The sequence below is a fragment of the Microcoleus sp. B5-D4 genome (assembly GCF_036705145.1).
Taxonomy (GTDB): domain Bacteria; phylum Cyanobacteriota; class Cyanobacteriia; order Cyanobacteriales; family Microcoleaceae; genus Microcoleus.
The window spans coordinates 1-3,372 of sequence record NZ_JAUBTV010000005.1; the positions used below are offsets into that span (position 1 = coordinate 1).

Genomic DNA, 3,372 nt, shown 5'->3' on the forward strand with positions numbered 1-3,372 from the left:
TTAGTCATTAGTCATTAGTCATTAGTCATTAGTCATTAGTCATTAGTCATTAGTCATTAGTCATTAGTCATTAGTTAGTGCGGGCGGGTCTATCGCATTATGAAGCATTTTTAAGTGCAGAGAATTTGCAGAGCTTACAAAAGAGTGGGAAGAGAAGATGAATCAGATTACAATGCCTGTGTTGCCCCAGATGAACGAGTTGTGGCAAAAAACGCTGAATTGGCAGCCGGATGAGTCGCAGCAACAACAATTTCAGAGGCTTTATGAGTTAATTGTAGAGGGAAATCGCTCCTTGAATTTAACTCGAATTACTGAGCCGATGGAGTTTTGGGAAAAACATTTGTGGGATTCTCTGCGGGGAATTGCGAGACTGCTGCCAGCTAATCATAATTCGGCGGAAAATCCCGAATTGTCCGCCGAGTCGGTGCAGAAAGCGATCGATATCGGGACAGGTGGGGGTTTTCCGGGCCTGCCGATCGCGATCGCCCTGCCACAACTATCAGTTACTTTGCTCGATTCTACCCGCAAAAAAATTACTTTTTTGGAAACAGTTGTGCCGTCTTTAGGGATAGAAAATGCGGCGACTTTGTTGGGCAGAGCCGATGAAATTGCCAGAGCGCCACAGCACAAACAAGCTTATGATTTAGCCGTTCTCAGAGCAGTTGGAGCCGCTTCTCTCTGCGCTAAATGCGCGCTGCCTCTGCTAAAAAATGGCGGTTTGGCGGTACTTTACCGTGGGAATTGGACGGTGGAGGAAGAGACGGAGTTGCAAAGGGCGATCGAGCATTTGGGCGGCACAGTTGAGTCAGTCGAAGCATTCACAACGCCGACGAGTCAAGGGGCGCGGCACTGTGTTTACTTGCGGAAAGTTGTACAGCAGTTCGAGCGTCCCGTGCGCTAGTAGGGACACGGCACTGCCGTGTCCTGTATTTCATCGGCCGTGTCCTGTATTTCATCTAATTGAAAACTACCCGATCGCCTTTTCGTAGCGCTGGTTAATTTCCGCCCAGTTAACCACATTCCACCAAGCTTTCAAATAGTCGCCGCGCAAGTTTTGGTACTTGAGATAATAAGCGTGTTCCCAAACATCGTTGCCCATAATTGGATAATTTCCCTGCATGAAAGGAGTGTCTTGATTGGGAGTAGTTGCAATCTCAAGTTTGCCGGCTTTTGTGCGGACTAGCCAAACCCAACCACTGCCAAAACGCTTTGTACCTGCATCATTGAATTTTTCTTTAAAAGCGTCAAAACTGCCGAAAGTTTGCTTAATTGCTGTGGCAATTGCCCCTGTGGGTTCGCCACCACCATTGGGACTCATGATTTTCCAATACATATTGTGATTTAAGTGTGCGCCGCCGTTATTGCGAACAGCCGTGCGAATATCTTCCGGCACTTTACTCAAGTCTCGCAGCATATTTTCCGCACTCACGTTTTTTAGTTGCGGGTATTTGCTGATAGCCTCGTTGAGGTTTTTAATGTAAGCGGCGTGGTGTTTGTCGTGGTGAAATTGCATTGTCCGCGCATCGATATGCGGTTCTAAAGCATTGTATTCGTAGGGCAGAGGTGGCAGTGTAAAAGGCCCCGGAGTTTGGGCTATTTTTGGGCTTTCTGCAATTGGACTTGCTGGCGATACATTATTTCCTGACGCTTGGCAAGCACCTGCGGTAATAGCTCCGACACTGGCCGTCAGCAAATACAAGAAATCTCGGCGTTTAAGAGTCATAAAAAGTACCTAAGTGAATTATTAACTGTTTTATCTCAAATTAAAGCAAAATGGGAGTGAGTTGAAAAAAAAGTTGTATCGCCCGAATGGATGAGACGGATGGGGGATGGTTATGAGAGTTTCTCAAGTATAGGCTAATTGTATGCGCGTAACTAACTCACGTGCTCCGGTTCACCAACCCGGTTTCTGTCTCGAAACCGGGTTTTTTTTTAGATTATTCTTGGGACAAACGCTGGATGGCTTCGCCTCCAAAAAGCCGATCGGCTGCTTGGAGAATACCGGGAATTTTAGCAGCGTGGGGACTGTGGGCTAGGCAGCGGCGCAAGTCTAATTCATCGAGGCGATGGCGTTCCGCCCCGCAAGCTACGGCTTTTTGGCCTGGGAACCAGTGACTGGCATTACCTAAAAGGTTGTAGCGCATCTTGCAATAGTCGATCGTATCGTAAGCCTGCGCCAAATTCCACAGCCACAGAATCACATAAATATTAATACCTCCGGGAGTATTTTCGATAGTTGGTAAACCGACGTGCCAAGTGTTAAACCAATCTTCTCCTAATTTATCAATTGCTGCTTTTTCTAACTTTTCTAATATCGGAGGCAAAATTTCATCGGCTCTATCTAACAATTCTACAGCTTTAAGATGCTCGTTAAAATCTTCAGGTTTTGCTGCGCCCAAACTTAAAGTATGTACTTGCGGATGCGACAAACAAAACAAATCATTAAACACCATCGGACTCAACGGATAGCACAAGTCTATCAATTTTTGCGGCGGGCTGTAAAGTTGACCGCCTTTGTCAGAAGGACTGATAATAAAAACGCCCATATCGTGACGTTTAGCAGCTTCAATAGCCTGCCAATTACTTTGATTGATGTAGTACCAGTGCAAGTTAAGATAATCAAATTGATTAGTTTCAATTGTTTTGACAATCACATCCGTCGGGCCGTGAGTTGAGAAACCAATAAACTTAACTTTCCCTTCTGCTTGCAACTTTCTCGCCACATCCATGCAGCCGCCCGGACGAATAGACTCCTCTAGCAATTCCCATGTATTAATGCCATGTAGCGACAGTAAATCCACGTATTCCAGTTGCAAATAAGCTAAGGATTCTTCAAATTCTTCGCGGAACTCTTGGGAGTTTGGTTGGGGGCTAACTTTCGTTTGCACTATCAACTTTTCGCGGGGAAAGTTCGGCAAAATTAACCCCAATTGCATCTCGGAAGTGCCGTAACCGCGAGCAGTTTCTATGTGATTGATGCCGCATTCAACCGAGTAGCGAATCGTCGCTTCTAGATTTTGTTGATTGTCTGGGGGAATTTCATTGGCTGGCACGTCTTGCCATTTATACTGATATCTCATGCCACCGCAGGAAAAGACGGGCATGGATAATTCTGTGCGACCGAATCTGCGATATTGCATCATCATAATCAAAGTCAAAGCTATAGATGAAGGAAGTTCGGCAACGGATTATGTAACGGATGTAACGGATGTCAGGAAGAATGGAGAAGGAAGAAGGAAGACTGAACAATCGCAAGGGTTTCACTGATTAAGAACTTCTTAAGAGTCTTGGCGGTTGCTATAGGGTAAGAAACCTTGTTTTTGGTGTTTTTGCGGGTTGTAAATCGCATATTGCAGCATTTTCCTGAACAGG

General features: G+C 45.6%; 4 protein-coding genes. 2 read left to right on the plus strand and 2 right to left on the minus strand.

Features of this window, described 5'->3' with window-relative positions; all coding sequences use genetic code 11:
* The first annotated feature begins 157 nt into the window (after positions 1 to 157).
* Positions 158 to 901, plus strand: coding sequence for a 16S rRNA (guanine(527)-N(7))-methyltransferase RsmG (gene rsmG, locus QUB10_RS03680; protein WP_333199650.1), 744 nt, complete (start codon positions 158 to 160; stop codon positions 899 to 901).
* Positions 902 to 967: 66 nt separating this feature from the next.
* Here rsmG and QUB10_RS03685 read toward each other — a convergent pair whose 3' ends face one another.
* Together QUB10_RS03685 and QUB10_RS03690 are read right to left on the minus strand one after the other, a co-directional pair.
* Positions 968 to 1,723, minus strand: coding sequence for a Fe-Mn family superoxide dismutase (locus QUB10_RS03685; protein ID WP_333199652.1), 756 nt, complete (start codon positions 1,721 to 1,723; stop codon positions 968 to 970).
* Between the two features lie 214 nt (positions 1,724 to 1,937).
* On the minus strand, positions 1,938 to 3,143 hold the full coding sequence (locus QUB10_RS03690; RefSeq protein WP_445300753.1) for an aldo/keto reductase: 1,206 nt from the start codon (positions 3,141 to 3,143) through the stop codon (positions 1,938 to 1,940).
* Here QUB10_RS03690 and QUB10_RS03695 point away from each other — a divergent pair.
* Positions 3,103 to 3,267, plus strand: a complete 165-nt coding sequence (locus tag QUB10_RS03695) for a hypothetical protein (protein WP_333199887.1) — start codon at positions 3,103 to 3,105, stop codon at positions 3,265 to 3,267. The genes QUB10_RS03690 and QUB10_RS03695 overlap by 41 nt on opposite strands.
* Positions 3,268 to 3,372 lie beyond the last annotated feature (105 nt).